16 protein-coding genes are annotated in these 14,114 nt (G+C 65.7%); 13 read left to right on the top strand and 3 right to left on the bottom strand.

Translation table 11 applies throughout. The features are described 5' to 3' along the window. The 4 genes from kdsA (at position 1) to ispD (ending at position 3,551) form a co-directional block, all read left to right on the top strand. Positions 1-846, top strand: coding sequence for a 3-deoxy-8-phosphooctulonate synthase (gene kdsA, locus ACIGKL_RS22675; RefSeq protein ID WP_397488647.1), 846 nt, complete (start codon positions 1-3; stop codon positions 844-846). 150 nt (positions 847-996) lie between these two features. Further along, positions 997-2,286 carry a phosphopyruvate hydratase gene (eno, locus tag ACIGKL_RS22670; protein ID WP_397488646.1) on the top strand — a complete coding sequence of 430 codons (1,290 nt, stop codon included), beginning with the start codon at positions 997-999 and terminating at the stop codon, positions 2,284-2,286. A gap of 288 nt (positions 2,287-2,574) precedes the next feature. Continuing rightward, positions 2,575-2,853 (top strand): cell division protein FtsB, encoded by a 279-nt coding sequence (gene ftsB, locus ACIGKL_RS22665; protein ID WP_122109804.1) that lies wholly within the window; start codon positions 2,575-2,577, stop codon positions 2,851-2,853. Then, complete coding sequence (gene ispD / locus ACIGKL_RS22660) at positions 2,850-3,551, top strand: 2-C-methyl-D-erythritol 4-phosphate cytidylyltransferase (protein WP_397488645.1); 702 nt, start codon at positions 2,850-2,852, stop codon at positions 3,549-3,551. The genes ftsB and ispD overlap by 4 nt, the downstream gene beginning before the upstream one ends. A gap of 9 nt (positions 3,552-3,560) precedes the next feature. On the opposite strand, the gene ACIGKL_RS22655 is transcribed toward ispD, so the two are convergent. Then, on the bottom strand, positions 3,561-3,875 hold the full coding sequence (locus ACIGKL_RS22655; RefSeq protein ID WP_397488644.1) for an HPF/RaiA family ribosome-associated protein: 315 nt from the start codon (positions 3,873-3,875) through the stop codon (positions 3,561-3,563). Positions 3,876-3,988: 113 nt separating this feature from the next. Beyond that, positions 3,989-4,936 (bottom strand): LysR substrate-binding domain-containing protein, encoded by a 948-nt coding sequence (locus tag ACIGKL_RS22650; protein ID WP_397488643.1) that lies wholly within the window; start codon positions 4,934-4,936, stop codon positions 3,989-3,991. A gap of 205 nt (positions 4,937-5,141) precedes the next feature. Here ACIGKL_RS22650 and ACIGKL_RS22645 point away from each other — a divergent pair, with 205 nt between their 5' ends. From ACIGKL_RS22645 to rpoS, 9 genes are all read left to right on the top strand, one after another. After that, positions 5,142-6,254, top strand: a complete 1,113-nt coding sequence (locus ACIGKL_RS22645) for an S-(hydroxymethyl)glutathione dehydrogenase/class III alcohol dehydrogenase (protein WP_397488642.1) — start codon at positions 5,142-5,144, stop codon at positions 6,252-6,254. Between the two features lie 82 nt (positions 6,255-6,336). Continuing rightward, entirely contained in the window at positions 6,337-7,179 is an 843-nt protein-coding gene (fghA, locus tag ACIGKL_RS22640; protein WP_397488641.1) for an S-formylglutathione hydrolase, read from the top strand. Positions 7,180-7,289: 110 nt separating this feature from the next. Continuing rightward, positions 7,290-7,763 (top strand): 2-C-methyl-D-erythritol 2,4-cyclodiphosphate synthase, encoded by a 474-nt coding sequence (gene ispF, locus ACIGKL_RS22635; RefSeq protein WP_397488640.1) that lies wholly within the window; start codon positions 7,290-7,292, stop codon positions 7,761-7,763. Continuing rightward, positions 7,760-8,818, top strand: coding sequence for a tRNA pseudouridine(13) synthase TruD (gene truD / locus ACIGKL_RS22630; RefSeq protein WP_397488639.1), 1,059 nt, complete (start codon positions 7,760-7,762; stop codon positions 8,816-8,818). Before ispF ends, truD begins: the two co-directional genes overlap by 4 nt. Continuing rightward, complete coding sequence (gene surE / locus ACIGKL_RS22625; protein ID WP_397488638.1) at positions 8,806-9,555, top strand: 5'/3'-nucleotidase SurE; 750 nt, start codon at positions 8,806-8,808, stop codon at positions 9,553-9,555. The genes truD and surE overlap by 13 nt, the downstream gene beginning before the upstream one ends. Positions 9,556-9,593: 38 nt before the next feature. Further along, positions 9,594-10,229, top strand: coding sequence for a protein-L-isoaspartate(D-aspartate) O-methyltransferase (locus ACIGKL_RS22620; protein ID WP_177342884.1), 636 nt, complete (start codon positions 9,594-9,596; stop codon positions 10,227-10,229). A 25-nt stretch (positions 10,230-10,254) separates the two neighbouring features. Beyond that, entirely contained in the window at positions 10,255-11,196 is a 942-nt protein-coding gene (locus ACIGKL_RS22615) for a DUF368 domain-containing protein (RefSeq protein WP_397488637.1), read from the top strand. 47 nt (positions 11,197-11,243) lie between these two features. Then, positions 11,244-12,116, top strand: coding sequence for a peptidoglycan DD-metalloendopeptidase family protein (locus tag ACIGKL_RS22610; RefSeq protein WP_397488636.1), 873 nt, complete (start codon positions 11,244-11,246; stop codon positions 12,114-12,116). Positions 12,117-12,218: 102 nt separating this feature from the next. Further along, entirely contained in the window at positions 12,219-13,226 is a 1,008-nt protein-coding gene (rpoS, locus tag ACIGKL_RS22605) for an RNA polymerase sigma factor RpoS (RefSeq protein ID WP_397488635.1), read from the top strand. A 435-nt stretch (positions 13,227-13,661) separates the two neighbouring features. Here rpoS and fdxA read toward each other — a convergent pair whose 3' ends face one another. Further along, positions 13,662-13,985, bottom strand: coding sequence for a ferredoxin FdxA (gene fdxA, locus ACIGKL_RS22600; RefSeq protein WP_021441853.1), 324 nt, complete (start codon positions 13,983-13,985; stop codon positions 13,662-13,664). Positions 13,986-14,114: the final 129 nt, after the last annotated feature.

The following is a 14,114-nucleotide window of genomic DNA, read 5'->3' as shown; positions in this document are numbered from 1 at the left end:
ATGGCGCAGAAGATCATCAAGGTCGGCAACATCGAGATCGCCAACGACAAGCCCTTCGTGCTGTTCGGCGGCATCAACGTGCTCGAGTCGCGCGACCTGGCCATGCAGGCCTGCGAGGAGTACGTGCGGGTGACCGAGAAACTCGGCATCCCCTACGTGTTCAAGGCCAGCTTCGACAAGGCCAACCGTTCCTCCGTCACCTCCTTCCGCGGCCCGGGCCTGGAAGAGGGCATGAAGATCTTCGAGGAAGTGAAGCAGACCTTCGGCGTGCCGGTGATCACCGACGTTCACGAGCCGCACCAGGCGGCCCCGGTGGCCGCGGTGTGCGACATCATCCAGCTGCCGGCCTTCCTCTCGCGGCAGACCGACCTGGTGGTGGCCATGGCCAAGACCGGCGCGGTGATCAACATCAAGAAGGCGCAATTCCTCGCCCCGCAGGAGATGAAGCACATCCTGCGCAAGTGCGAGGAGGCCGGCAACGATCAGCTGATCCTCTGCGAGCGCGGCTCTTCCTTCGGTTACAACAACCTGGTGGTGGACATGCTCGGCTTCGGCATCATGAAGCAGTTCGACTACCCGGTGTTCTTCGACGTGACCCACGCCCTGCAGATGCCGGGCGGTCGCGCTGATTCCGCCGGCGGCCGCCGCGCCCAGGTCACCGACCTGGCCAAGGCCGGCATGAGCCAGGGCCTGGCAGGCCTGTTCCTCGAAGCCCATCCGGATCCGGAAAACGCCAAGTGCGACGGCCCCTGCGCCTTGCGCCTGGACAAGCTGGAACCCTTCCTCGCCCAGCTCAAGCAGCTCGACGACCTGATCAAGAGTTTTCCGCCGATCGAGACTGCCTGAACCGCACGCAATCCGGTAAAGTGCCGCCCCAGAAAAGATCCCCCTGACCCGTGAGTCAGACTGTGTCGCCGGCCCGCCCCTCGGGGCGACGGCGGCCCCGCGCAGCCCGCTGCTGCAGTCTTATCGTCAAACCTTGGAGTGCAAACAACAATGGCAAAGATCGTCGACATCAAGGGTCGTGAGGTTCTCGACTCCCGCGGCAACCCCACCGTGGAAGCCGATGTAATTCTGGAAGGCGGCATCAAAGGCAGCGCCTGCGCGCCGTCCGGTGCCTCCACCGGCTCGCGCGAAGCGCTGGAGCTGCGTGACGGCGACAAGAGCCGTTATCTGGGTAAGGGCGTGCTCAAGGCCGTCGCCAACATCAACGGCCCGATCCGCGAGCTGCTGCTGGGCAAGGACGCTACCGATCAGCAGGCCCTGGACCGCGCGATGATCGAACTCGACGGCACCGAGAACAAGGCCAAGCTGGGCGCCAACGCCATCCTCGCCGTGTCCCTGGCTGCCGCCAAGGCCGCCGCCCAGGCCAAGGGCGTGCCGCTGTACGCGCACATCGCCGACCTCAACGGCACCCCGGGCGTCTACTCCATGCCGGTGCCGATGATGAACATCATCAACGGCGGCGAGCACGCCGATAACAACGTCGACATCCAGGAGTTCATGGTCCAGCCGGTCGGCGCCAAGACCTTCTCCGATGCCCTGCGCATGGGTACCGAGATCTTCCATCACCTCAAGGCCGTACTGAAGGCCCGTGGCCTGAACACCGCCGTGGGCGACGAAGGCGGCTTCGCGCCGAACCTGGCCTCCAACGAAGACGCCCTGGCCGCCATCGCCGAAGCCGTGGCCAATGCCGGCTACAAGCTGGGCGAGGACGTCACCCTGGCCCTGGACTGCGCCTCCAGCGAGTTCTACAAGGACGGTCAGTACGACCTGGCCGGCGAAGGCAAGGTATTCAGCGGTGAAGGTTTCGCCGATTACCTGGCCGGCCTGACCCAGCGCTACCCGATCATCTCCATCGAAGACGGCATGGACGAGTCCGACTGGGCCAGCTGGAAAGTGCTGACCGACAAGATCGGCGCCAAGGTGCAGTTGGTCGGCGACGACTTGTTCGTCACCAATACCAAGATCCTCAAGCGCGGTATCGACGAGAAGATCGGCAACTCGATCCTGATCAAGTTCAACCAGATCGGCTCGCTGACCGAGACCCTGGAAGCCATCCAGATGGCCAAGGCCGCCGGCTTCACCGCGGTGATCTCGCACCGCAGCGGCGAAACCGAGGACAGCACCATCGCCGACCTGGCCGTGGGTACTGCCGCCGGTCAGATCAAGACCGGTTCGCTGTGCCGCTCCGACCGCGTGTCCAAGTACAACCAGCTGCTGCGCATCGAAGAGCAGCTGGGTGGCAAGGCTCCCTATAAGGGCCGTGCCGAGTTCCGCGGCTAAGCACTGCGTGGTAGAAAAGGGCGACGCAAGTCGCCCTTTTTCGTGGTTATCCCGGCGTCGGCGCTGCATGCTGTAGGAGCGGATTTATCCGCGAATTTTCGCGGCTGAAGCCGCTCCTACAACGGCTGCGTCATTGCGGGCATGGCCTTTTTCGTGGACGCTTCGTCGATCTCTTGGAACCAATGCACGGATGCAGGTACCGAAACCCCATGTCACTCATCAGTCGGCTTCTTTTCAAGCATGCACGCAGCCCCTACCATGCCGATGACTCAATCTGCGAGCCGCTCCATGCGTAGTCCGTATTGGCTGTTCATCGTGCTGATCCTGTTGCTGGCCGGTCTGCAGTATCGCCTGTGGATCGGCGAGGGCAGCCTGGCCCAGGTCAGTCGCCTGCAGCAGCAGATCGCCGAGCAGCAGGGCGAGAACGAACGCCTGCTGGAGCGCAACCGCATCCTCGAGGCCGAGGTGATGGAGCTCAAGCGCGGCATGGAAACCGTGGAAGAGCGCGCGCGGCAGGAACTGGGCATGCTCAAAGAGGGCGAGACCCTCTACCTGCTAACCGAATGACCACGAATTTCTGGCTGGTGATCCCGGCCGCCGGCGTCGGCGCGCGGATGGCCGCCGACCGTCCCAAGCAGTACCTGCAGGTGGCCGGGCGCTGCATTCTCGAACATAGCCTGCACTGCTTCCTCGACCACCCCGGCCTGCTCGGCGCCGTGGTCTGTCTGGCCGCGGACGATCCCTACTGGGCGCAACTGGCCGTGGCCGGCGATCCACGGGTGCGCCGCGCCGCGGGCGGGCGCGAGCGCGCCGACTCGGTGCTGGCCGGCCTCGATCTGCTGCTGGCCGGCGGCGCCGGGGCGGACGACTGGGTGTTGGTGCACGATGCGGCGCGGCCCAATCTGGCGCGGGAAGATCTCGACCGCCTGCTGAACACCCTGACCGAGGATCCAGTCGGCGGCCTGCTGGCGGTGCCGGCGCGCGACACCCTCAAGCGTGTCGGCGCCGATGGCCGGGTGCTGGAAACCCTGGACCGCAGCCTGATCTGGCAGGCCTATACGCCGCAGATGTTCCGTCTGGCGGCGTTGCGTGGCGCCCTGGCCGGTGCGCTGGCGGCGGGCGCGCAGATCACCGACGAGGCCTCGGCGCTGGAATGGGCCGGGCAGGCGCCGCGCCTGGTGGAGGGGCGGGCGGATAACCTGAAGATCACCCGCCCCGAGGATCTGCAGTGGTTGCGGCAGGCCTGGGCCGAGCGCAACCGGTAGCGCCGCGTCTCAGCTCAGGCGCTGTTTCTCGATATTGCGTTCCAGCACCGTGCCGAGTTTGTCGATGGCGCCGTCCAGCGCCTGCTCCAGGCTGTCGGCGTTATGGCTCACCGATACCGGGTCGCGGCCCTTGAGTCGCGCTTCGGCCTGGCAGCGCTTGTCCAGCCCGCCGCCCTTGTGGCTGTTCTCGTCGTTGAAGTGCAGCTCGACCCGGGTCAGGTGATCCTCGAAGCGCTTGAGCTTGAGTTCCACCCGGCCACGTACCTTGTCCGCCAGGGCGGCGGAACCGTGGATATGGTTGTCGCTGTTGACCATGACTTGCATAGCGCTGTCCTCCGGTTGCAGTGAGACGCGAGTAGGTTGCGGAAAAACTTCCTCGGCTTTGGCTTCCTGCATTGCTGCAGTCGTCGCCTAAGTTTTTCAACGGCCACTGGGCGTCAGTTACTCTGGCCGTGCCCGTCGCGTGGGGTTCCCTCCTGCGCTGTGACATTCTGTTGCGCGCGATATTCGGCGCGTTCGCTCAGCCCCTGCTTGAGGTGATCGACCAGCTGGCGGACCTTGGGCGACAGGTGACGCTGCTGCGGGTACAGCGCCCAGACCGCGGTGTTCGGCGGCTGGTGCTGCTGCAGCAGAGACACCAGTGCGCCGCTGCTCAGGTGTTCGAGCACGTAATAGTCCGGCAGCTGGCACAGGCCGAAGCCGCGCAGCGCGGCGTCGAGCACCGCCTGGCCGCTGTTGCAGCGCCAGTTGCCCTGCACGCGAACCTGGGTTTCCCGCCCGCCGTCGACGAAGCTCCAGTGCTCGCTGCTGCCCACCAGGCAGTTGTGCCGCACCAGTTCCGACAGCGAGTGCGGCCGGCCGTAGTGCTGCAGGTAGGCGGGCGCCGCGCACAGGTACATCCGCCGCGGCGCCAGGCGCGTGGCCACCAGCCGCGAGTCCTGCAGGCGGCCGAGACGGATGGCCAGGTCCAGGCCCTCGTGGAGCAGGTCGAGCTGGCGGTTGGACAGCTCGATCTCCACCCGCAGCTGCGGATGGAGGGCCATGAAGTCGTTGACCAGCGGCACGATGAAGCGCTCGCCGTAGGCCACCGCGCAGGTCATGCGCAGCAGTCCCTTGGGCTCGGCGGCCAGGTCGCTGACCGCGCGCAGGGCCTCCTCGCGCGCGTCCTGCAGGCGCTGGCAGTGCTGCAGGAAGGTCTGCCCGGCTTCGGTCAGCGCTACGCGCCGGGTGCTGCGGTAGAACAGGCGGCTCTGCAGGCGCTCCTCCAGGCGCGCGACCTGGCGGCTGACCTGCGAGGTGGACAGGCCCAGGCGCTCGGCGGCGGCGCTGAACTGGCCGCACTCGGCCACGGCGACGAATTCGTCCAGCCCTTCCCAGCGGTTCATGGGTTCTCCTTCTCGTGTAGCCCGGATGCAATCCGGGAATGCCTGGTGCGGTAGTTCCCGGATTGCAGCCGGGCTATGTCTCTGTTGCAGAAGAAGACCTGGATTATCCCTGGATAGCAATAATGTTTTGCCTGATCGCCAATTATTTCCGGATGGCCCTGGACTAGACTGCTGGCCATCGCTCAACACGCTCAGGAGAGCCCAGATGATCAAGTCCCGCGCCGCCGTCGCCTTCGCCCCGAATCAGCCGCTGCAGATCGTCGAGGTGGACGTGGCGCCGCCTCAGGCCGGCGAGGTGCTGGTGCGCATCGTCGCCACCGGCGTCTGCCACACCGACGCCTACACCCTGTCCGGCCAGGACAGCGAAGGCGTGTTTCCCTGCATCCTCGGTCACGAAGGCGGCGGCATCGTCGAGGCGGTGGGCGAGGGCGTCACCTCGCTGGCGGTCGGCGATCACGTGATTCCGCTGTATACCGCCGAATGCGGCGAGTGCAAGTTCTGCAAATCCAACAAGACCAACCTGTGCAGCTCGGTGCGCGCTACCCAGGGCAAGGGCCTGATGCCCGACGGCACCAGCCGCTTCTCCTACAACGGCGAGCCGATCTACCACTACATGGGCTGCTCGACCTTCTCCGAGTACACCGTGCTGCCGGAAGTCTCCCTGGCCAAGATTCCCAAGCAGGCGCCGCTGGAGAAGGTCTGCCTGCTCGGCTGCGGTGTGACCACCGGTATCGGCGCGGTGCTCAACACCGCCAAGGTCACCGAGGGTTCCAGCGTGGCCATCTTCGGCCTGGGCGGCATCGGCCTGGCGGCCATCATCGGCGCCAAGATGGCCAAGGCTTCGCGCATCATCGGCATCGATATCAACCCGGCCAAGGAGGCCGTGGCGCGCGAGCTGGGCATCACCGACTTCGTCAATCCGAAGGATCACAGCAAGCCGATCCAGGAGGTCATAGTCGAGATGACCGACGGTGGCGTGGACTACAGCTTCGAGTGCATCGGCAATGTGCAGCTGATGCGCGCGGCGCTGGAGTGCTGCCACAAGGGCTGGGGCGAGTCGACCATCATCGGCGTGGCGCCGGCCGGTGCCGAGATCAGCACCCGGCCGTTCCAGCTGGTTACCGGGCGGGTCTGGCGCGGCAGCGCCTTCGGCGGGGTCAAGGGCCGTACCGAGCTGCCCGGCTACGTGGAAAAGGCGCAGAAGGGCGAGATTCCGCTGGACACCTTTATCACCCACAACCTGCCGCTGGACGAGATCAACCAGGCCTTCGACCTGATGCACGAAGGCAAGAGCATTCGTACCGTTATTCATTTCTGATAGCTGCAAACGCGCAGTTCGTAGGGTGCGCCGTGCGCACCGCAAACCACTGGTGCGCATGGCGCACCCTACGGAGCGGCTCATGACCCTCGAAATCGTTTCCAGCAACAAGAGCTTCGGCGGCTGGCACAAGCGCTACCGGCACCGGTCCGAGGTGCTCGGCTGCGACATGCAGTTCGCCGTCTACCTGCCGCCGCAGGCCGAGCAGGGCGCCCGCCTGCCGGTGCTGTACTGGCTCAGCGGGCTGACCTGCACCGACGAGAACTTCATGCAGAAGGCCGGCGCGCACAGGCTGGCGGCCGAACTGGGGCTGATCCTGGTCGCGCCGGACACCAGCCCGCGCGGCGAGGGCGTGCCGGACGATGCGAACGGCGCCTACGACTTCGGTCTCGGCGCCGGCTTCTACCTCAACGCCACCGCCGAACCCTGGGCGCGGCACTACCGCATGTACGACTACGTGGTGCAGGAGCTGCCGGCGCTGGTCGAGGCCAATTTTCCGGTGACGGACCAGCGCGGCATCGCCGGTCATTCCATGGGCGGCCACGGCGCCTTGATCTGCGCGCTGAAGAACCCCGGGCGTTATCGCTCGGTGTCGGCCTTCGCGCCGATCGCCAACCCGATGAACTGCCCCTGGGGCGAGAAGGCGTTGTCCCTCTATCTGGGCGAGGATCGCTCGCGCTGGCGCGAATGGGACGCCAGCGTGCTGATTGCCGAGGCCAGTGAGAAGCTGCCGATCCTGGTCGATCAGGGCGACCGCGACGATTTCCTCGAAACCCAGCTCAAGCCGCAGGCGCTGCAGGCGGCGGCCAAGGCGGCCGGCCATCCGCTGACCCTGCGCCTGCAGCCGGGTTACGACCACAGCTACTACTTCATCGCCAGTTTTATCGACGATCATCTGCGCCATCACGCGGCAGCACTCGCCTAGGGTGCGCTGCGCGCACCAAGGCAATCCTGGGCTCCCGGTGCGCACGGCGCACCCTACAGCCGCCCGTGCATGTAGAATCACGCCCTGACTTTTTCAGGGCGTTGTTCTTTATGCGTATCGGCCATGGCTACGACGTACACCGCTTCGGCGAGGGCGATTTCATCACCCTCGGCGGCGTACGCATTCCCCACAAGTTCGGGCTGATCGCCCATTCCGACGGCGACGTGCTGCTGCATGCGCTCGCCGATGCGCTGCTCGGCGCCGTGGCCCTGGGCGATATCGGCAAGCACTTCCCCGACACCGATCCCACCTTCAAGGGCGCCGACAGCCGCGTGCTGCTGCGCCATGTGATGGGGCTGGTGCGGGCCAAGGGCTATGCGGTGGGCAACGTCGACGCCACCATCGTCGCCCAGGCGCCGAAGATGGCGCCGCATCTCCAGAGCATGCGCGAGCGCATCGCCGAAGACCTCGGCGTGGAGCTGGACCAGGTCAACGTCAAGGCCACCACCACCGAGAAGCTCGGCTTCGCCGGTCGCGAGGAAGGCATCGCGGTGCATGCCGTGGCGCTGCTGGTCAAGGCATGAACGAAGCGCAGCTGCTGGGCCCGCGCGCCCATGGTGAGCCTTGCGGGCGCGCCGTGCTCAAGGCCTCGGCCGAGGACTTTCAGGTCGACGAGGTGCTGGATATCCCGCTCACCGGCCAGGGCGAGCACCTCTGGCTGTGGGTGGAAAAACGCGGCCTGAACACCGAGGACGCCGCCCGGCGCATCGCCCGCGCCGCCGGCCTGCCGCTCAAGGCGGTCAGCTACGCCGGGCTCAAGGATCGCCAGGCGCTGACCCGGCAGTGGTTCAGCCTGCACCTGCCGGGCAAGGCCGATCCCGATCTGGCCGCGGCCGAGAGTCCGGCCCTGGCCATCCTCAAGCGTGAACGACACAACCGCAAGCTGCAGCGCGGCGCCCATGCCGCCAACGGCTTCACCCTGCGCCTGACCGCCCTGGAGGCCGACCGCGAGGCGCTGCAGCAGCGCCTGCAGCGCATCGCCGCGCAAGGGGTGCCCAACTACTTCGGCCTACAGCGCTTCGGCTTCGCCGGCGGCAATGTCGAGGAGGCCAGGCAGTATGCGACGCGCCAGGAACTGCCGGTGCAGCGCAACCTGCGCTCGCGCCTGCTGTCGGCGGCGCGCAGCTACCTGTTCAACCGCGTGCTGGCCGAGCGGGTCGCCGCCGGCAGCTGGAACCAGGCGCGGGTCGGCGACCTGCTGGCCTTCACCGGCAGCCGCAGTTTCTTTATGGCCGGCGCGGCGGAGACCTCCGACCCACGCCTGGCGCTTCTCGACCTGCACCCCACCGGCCCGCTGTGGGGCGAGGGCGCACTGCCCACGGCGGACGCGGTGCAGCTCGTCGAACAGGGCGTCGGCGCGGACGAGCCGGCGCTGCTCGAGTGGCTGGCAAAGGCGGGCATGGCGCACGAACGGCGCATTCTGCGCCTCCCCATCGGCGGCCTGACGTGGCATTATCCGGAGCCCGATATTCTGCAACTTGCATTCGTCCTGCCGGCCGGGTGTTTCGCCACCGTCGTGGTGCGCGAACTCGTCGATCTGGTGCCAGCAGGGCAGACGGATACTCCATGCGAATTCTGATTTCCAACGACGACGGGGTGAACGCACCCGGGATCGCCGCGTTGCACCAGGCGCTGGCCGACTATGCCGAGTGCGTGGTGATCGCACCCGCCGAGGACAAGAGCGGCGCCAGCAGCGCACTGACCCTCGACCGTCCGCTGCACCCGACGGCGTTGCCCAACGGTTATATCAGCCTCAACGGCACGCCCACCGACTGCGTGCACCTGGGCCTCAACGGTCTGCTTGAGCAGGTGCCGGAGATGGTCGTCTCGGGCATCAACCTGGGCGCTAACCTGGGCGACGACGTGCTCTATTCCGGCACCGTCGCCGCTGCGCTGGAGGGGCGCTTCCTGGCCAAGCCGGCGTTCGCCTTCTCGCTGCTGTCGCGTCAGGCCGACAACCTGCCGACCGCCGCCTATTTCGCCCGCAAGCTGGTCGAGGCCCATGAGCGCCTCGACCTGCCGCCGCGCACCGTGCTCAACGTCAACGTGCCCAACCTGCCGCTGGAGCATATCCGCGGCGTCCAGCTGACCCGCCTGGGCCACCGTGCTCGCGCCGCGGCGCCGGTCAAGGTGGTCAACCCGCGCGGCAAGGAGGGCTACTGGATCTCGGTGGCCGGCGATGCCGAGGACGGCGGTCCGGGCACCGATTTCCATGCGGTGATGCAGGGCTATGTGTCGATCACCCCGCTGCAGCTCGACCGTACCTTCGCCGAGGCCTTCGACAGCATGCACGGCTGGCTGGAGGGCATCTGCTGATGCGCGGGCAGGACGATATGCACCGCCGCGGGATCGGCATGACTTCCCAGCGTACCCGCGAGCGCCTGATTCAGCGCCTCTACGACGAGGGGTTGAGCAACCCGCGGGTGCTCGAGGTGATCCGCCGCACGCCGCGCCACCTGTTCGTCGACGAGGCGCTGGCGCACCGCGCCTACGAGGACACCGCGCTGCCCATCGGGCACAACCAGACCATCTCCCAGCCCTATATGGTCGGGCGCATGACCGAGCTGCTGCTGGCCGCCGGGCCGCTGGACAAGGTGCTGGAGATCGGCACCGGTTCCGGTTACCAGACCGCCGTGCTGGCGCAGCTGGTGGAGCGGGTGTTCTCGGTCGAACGCATCCAGGTGCTGCAGGATCGGGCCAAGGAGCGCCTGGCCGAACTCAGCCTGCGCAACGTGGTCTTTCGCTGGGGCGATGGCTGGGAGGGCTGGAATGCCCTGGGTCCGTACAACGGCATCATCGTCACCGCCGCCGCCGCGGAAGTGCCGCAGGCGCTGCTCGATCAGCTGGCGCCCGGCGGGCGCCTGGTGATTCCGGTGGGCGCCGGCGACGTGCAGCAGCTGCTGCTGATCGTGCGCGAGGAAAACGGCTTCTCCCGCCACGTGCTGGACGCGGTGCGCTTCGTGCCGCTACTCAACGGGCCGCTGGCCTGACCGCTGCACCATCCTGGAAGGATCCATGAAGAAACATTTTCTGCTCTACGCCAAGGGCATGGCCATGGGCGCTGCCGACGTGGTGCCAGGCGTCTCCGGCGGCACCATCGCCTTTATCAGCGGCATCTACGACGAACTGCTGCGCTCCATCGCCAGCGTCCCCGAGGCCGCCTTGCTGCTGCTGCTGCGCGGACGGATCAAGGACGCCTGGCGCATGGCCAACGCGACCTTTCTGCTGGTGCTGCTCGGCGGCATCCTGACCAGCGTGCTGAGCTTCGCGCGGTTGATCACCTACCTGCTGGAGCATCAGCCGATCCCGGTCTGGTCGTTCTTCTTCGGCCTGATCCTGGTCTCGGCCTATATGGTCGGTCGCGACATTCATCGCTGGAACTGGAGCCGGGCGCTGAGCTTTCTGCTCGGTCTGGCCTTCGCCTACTGGATCACCGTGGCTGCGCCGGTGCAGTGGGGCAGCGACCCGCTGAGCCTGTTCTGCGCCGGCGCCATCGCCATCTGCGCGATGATCCTGCCGGGTATCTCCGGCAGCTTCATCCTGCTGCTGCTGGGCCTGTATCCGGTGGTGCTGGGGGCGGTGAAGGACCTGGAGATCGGCGTGCTGGCGGTGTTCGCCGGCGGCTGCCTGGTCGGCATTCTCAGCTTCGCCCGCTTGCTCAGCTGGTTGCTGGCGCGCTGGCGCGACCTCAGCCTGGCCTTTCTCACCGGGTTGATGCTCGGTTCGCTGAACAAGGTCTGGCCATGGAAGGAAACCCTGAGCTGGCGCGTCGACAGCAAGGGCGAGCAGATACCGCTGCTGCAGAACAACCTGCTGCCGGGCCATTTCGCCGAACTCAGCGGTCAGGACCCGCAGCTGTTGCTGGCCCTGGTGCTGGCGCTGGCCGGCATCGTCCTGGTGCTGGGGCTGGAATGGTTGGCCGGGCGTCAGCCAAGAGATACTGGTTGCGCCAAATAAATCCGGCACAATAGCCGCCGTATTCGGGATCGTTCAGGGAGCAGATGGTGAGTCGCACCGCCGTTCACGCGCTAATTCGCAGAGCCGCCGGCCTTCGCCTGCCCTTCGCTTTGCTCGCCGCCAGTGCGCTGGCCGGTTGCGCCAGTCCGCCGCCGGGCGGCGTGCAGGTGGTCGAGCGCGGGCAGCATCAGGGCAACGCCCCGCTGGTGCAGCGCCAGCCGGTACGTAGCGGCCACTACGTGGTGCAGCGTGGCGACACGCTGTATTCCATCGCCTTTCGCTTCGGCTGGGATTGGAAGGCGCTGGCCGCCCATAATGGCCTGCGCGATCCCTATCTGATTCGCGTCGGCCAGGTCATACGTTTCGACAATCGCACCACGCCAGCCCAGCCGGTGGCCGCGACGTCGCCGCGGGCGACCGCGCCGCTGGTCAGCCAGCCGGCGCCGAGCCGCCCGCCGGTGGTTGCTGCCCCGGTTCCGCAGGCGAGCAAGCCGGTACCGGTCAAAGCCGCACCGGCGACCACGCCGGTCACCCCGGTGACCCGTTCCGCCAGCGGTTGGGCCTGGCCCGCGCAGGGTACGGTGATCGGGCGTTTCTCCTCAAACGGCAGTTTGAATAAAGGCATTGATATCGCCGGGGAATTAGGACAGCCTGTTTTAGCTGCGTCTGATGGTTCAGTGGTGTACGCCGGGAGTGGTTTGCGGGGCTACGGCGAGTTGATCATCATCAAGCACAGCGATACCTACGTAAGTGCTTACGGTCATAACCGCAGGTTGTTGGTACGGGAGGGGCAGCAGGTCAAGGCCGGGCAAAACATTGCCGAGATGGGGTCCACAGGGGCCGACCGGGTGAAGCTGCATTTCGAGATTCGCCGCCAAGGTAAACCTGTCGATCCGCTGCAATATCTGCCACGTCGTTGATCCGCCAGCCGGCTCGGCCCATCACGTAGGAGGGACGGGCTCGGGTGTGGCCAGGATGGTTCCGCCAGAGTCTGTTGTCGAACTCAGCTAGGGACAACAACAATGGCTCTCATCAAAAAAGAAGCGCCGGAGTTTGACGTCGACGATGAACTGCTCCTGATGGAGCCGGGCATCGTTTTGGGCGAGGTTCAGAGCGACGAGGCGGAAACGCCGGCCGCACGTGCCAAGACCAAGCACGCCACCCCCTCCAAGCAGCACAAGTACATCGATTACACCCGGGCGCTCGACGCCACTCAGCTTTACCTCAACGAAATCGGCTTCTCCCCCCTGCTTACTCCCGAAGAGGAAGTGCACTTCGCGCGCCTGGCGCAGAAGGGCGATCCGGCCGGGCGCAAGCGCATGATCGAGAGCAACCTGCGCCTGGTGGTGAAGATTGCTCGGCGTTACGTCAATCGCGGCCTGTCGCTGCTCGATCTGATCGAGGAGGGCAACCTGGGGTTGATCCGCGCGGTGGAAAAATTCGATCCGGAGCGGGGGTTCCGTTTCTCGACCTATGCGACCTGGTGGATCCGCCAGACCATCGAACGGGCCATCATGAACCAGACGCGCACCATCCGTTTGCCGATTCATGTGGTCAAGGAGCTCAACGTCTACCTGCGTGCGGCTCGCGAACTGACCCAGAAGCTCGACCACGAGCCCTCTGCGGAAGAAATTGCCAACCTGCTGGAAAAACCGGTAGGCGAGGTCAAGCGCATGCTCGGCCTCAACGAGCGGGTGTCCTCGGTGGACGTCTCGCTCGGTCCGGACTCGGACAAAACCCTGCTCGATACCCTGACCGACGACCGGCCGACCGACCCCTGCGAGCTGTTGCAGGACGACGACCTGTCGCAGAGCATCGATCAGTGGCTGTCGGACCTGACCGACAAGCAGCGTGAAGTGGTGGTGCGCCGGTTCGGCCTGCGTGGCCACGAGAGCTGCACGCTGGAGGAAGTGGGCCAGGAGATCGGCCTGACCCGCGAGCGGGTGCGGCAGATCCAGGTCGAGGCGCTCAAGCGTCTGCGCGAAATCCTCGAGAAGAATGGCCTGTCCAGCGACGCCCTGTTCCAGTAAGGCATCGCGCTCATCAAGAACCCGGCTGCGGCCGGGTTTTTTCTGCCTGGTCATGTAAGCCATCGCTTACAGATGCTGTCAGCCTTTGTGCGGAAAGGTCGCGAGCTTCTCGCCGTTATGCCTTTCTATTTTTATTAAGTTGTTGTTTTTTAATGATTTATCCTTGCGGATGAAAGGCTGTGGCGTGCTCCGTCGTGCCCCGGGCCGGGGTTGTGAGGGCTGCTGCAGCGACTAATATCACTCTCGTGCTCAGGGACAAGCACGGGTCATCAGGACGATGATCGGGAACATCGCAAGAAGCGATTCATCAGGACGATGGGTTGGGAAACAAAGGGACTAGGGACAAAAGAGTGGGCGGCGCAAGCCGCCCCTTTTTTTATCTCTGAAAAACAGAAGACCCGCACTTGGCGGGTCTTGGTGTTTTCAGCCTGGCGCTTAGCGCTCCAGGTGCTGCAGTTTGTCCTTCACGCCATCCCATTCCTCGGCGTCCGCCAGGGCGTCCTTCTTCTCGGTGATGTTCGGCCAGACTTCGGCCAGGTCAGCGTTCAGCTCGATAAATTCCTGCATGTCCTCCGGCACCTCGTCTTCGGAGAAGATCGCCTGGGCCGGGCACTCGGGCTCGCACAGGGCGCAGTCGATGCACTCGTCCGGGTGGATCACCAGGAAGTTCGGGCCTTCGTAAAAGCAATCCACCGGGCAGACTTCCACGCAGTCGGTGTATTTGCACTTGATGCAGTTGTCGGTAACGACGAAGGTCATGTCTGATTCTCTCCTCGGGCGGCGGCCTGGGCTCTTTCTGCGAAGGGCTGCCAGGCGCTCTGTTCAGTGGCCGCGGCTCAGGCTGTAAACCGGGCAAGTCGTAAAATTGCGCGCGATTCTAGCAGCTTG

The organism is Pseudomonas sp. NPDC077186 (genome assembly GCF_044543505.1).
Taxonomy (GTDB): Bacteria; Pseudomonadota; Gammaproteobacteria; order Pseudomonadales; family Pseudomonadaceae; genus Aquipseudomonas.
The sequence above is the reverse complement of the archived record's forward strand: the minus strand, read 5'-3'. Positions and strand labels throughout refer to the sequence as shown.